Source organism: Petrotoga halophila DSM 16923, from assembly GCF_002924615.1.
Window position 1 is genome coordinate 1 of the sequence record NZ_JALY01000079.1, and the last position, 1053, is coordinate 1053.

Genomic DNA, 1053 nt, shown 5'->3' on the forward strand with positions numbered 1-1053 from the left:
CTTTATCTTTATTCTTTGGATTGAAACAAGTGTTTCCCATTCCTATTTCGTTAAAAATATCTTTAACATACTCTTTGAAATGCTTTTGAGTAACTTCTTCAACGATTTTCATAAGTGTTATAAAATTTAAACAAGAATATTCGTAACACTTATAGAAGCTTTCTTGGGGTTGAATATTGATTATGTGCTTAAGCAACTCTTCTCCTCGATACTTTTGCCATAGGTTTGAATAAGCCTGCATTCCAGAAGTATGAGTTAATAATTCGAAGATTGTAACCTCGCTTTTTGGTCTACTTACCTCAATGAATTTGCCAATTTTATCTTCCAATTTTATTTGTTTTTCATCTATTAGTCTCATAACCGCGGTTGCAGTTCCAACCACTTTGGTGACACTTGCTAAATCAAAGATATCTTCTTCAGTAAGTTTTTCGTTTTCATCTTTTGTTCCGAAAGTATTTTTATACAATATCTTTTCATTCTTACCTATTAAAATAGATGTCCCTGTATAAACATTATTTACTCCTGATGAAACAATTTCATTTAAAGATTCAATATCTTTGTCTTTCAAATCATCACTGCCTTTCAAAATTCTCTTATAAATCTTTCTAAAATACCATCACAAACCACATAAGATCCCAATTTATCTACCTCGTTTTTTATCTCGACTTTTTCATTAGAACTAAGTAGCTTACTAGCTATTTCTGCAAGCTGGGAAAGCTTTTTTAACCATGGATGTATATCCTCATATAACTTTTCATCTTTCATGTATTTCAATTTTCTTTCAAGATTGCTCAACCTCTCCAAGTATTCCTTTAGCTCTTCCCCTTTATTCAAAGGATCATTTTCGAATTCTTTTATTAGACTTTTTAACTTAATTGATGTTTCCTCAAAAATTCTTGATTTTAGAAAATTTTCACTGAATAATTTCATATCCTCAAATAAGTCTGATCCCACCAAATTAAAAATAGATTTGTTCCATGAACACCAAGGATCGTAGCCTTGTGAGTTCCAAAGATAATCTGCTATTGTCTGTTCTGCAAGCATCGATGCATA

At 30.9% G+C, this 1053-nt stretch carries 2 protein-coding genes; both read right to left on the reverse strand.

Annotation, left to right across the window (positions count from 1 at the left end):
- Nucleotides 1-568: serine hydrolase domain-containing protein (locus tag AA81_RS03465; RefSeq protein WP_146050334.1), on the reverse strand; the 568-nt coding region annotated here is incomplete at its 3' end.
- A 14-nt stretch (nucleotides 569-582) separates the two neighbouring features.
- The coding region (locus tag AA81_RS14135; RefSeq protein WP_169999598.1) for a hypothetical protein at nucleotides 583-1053 on the reverse strand (471 nt) is incomplete at its 5' end.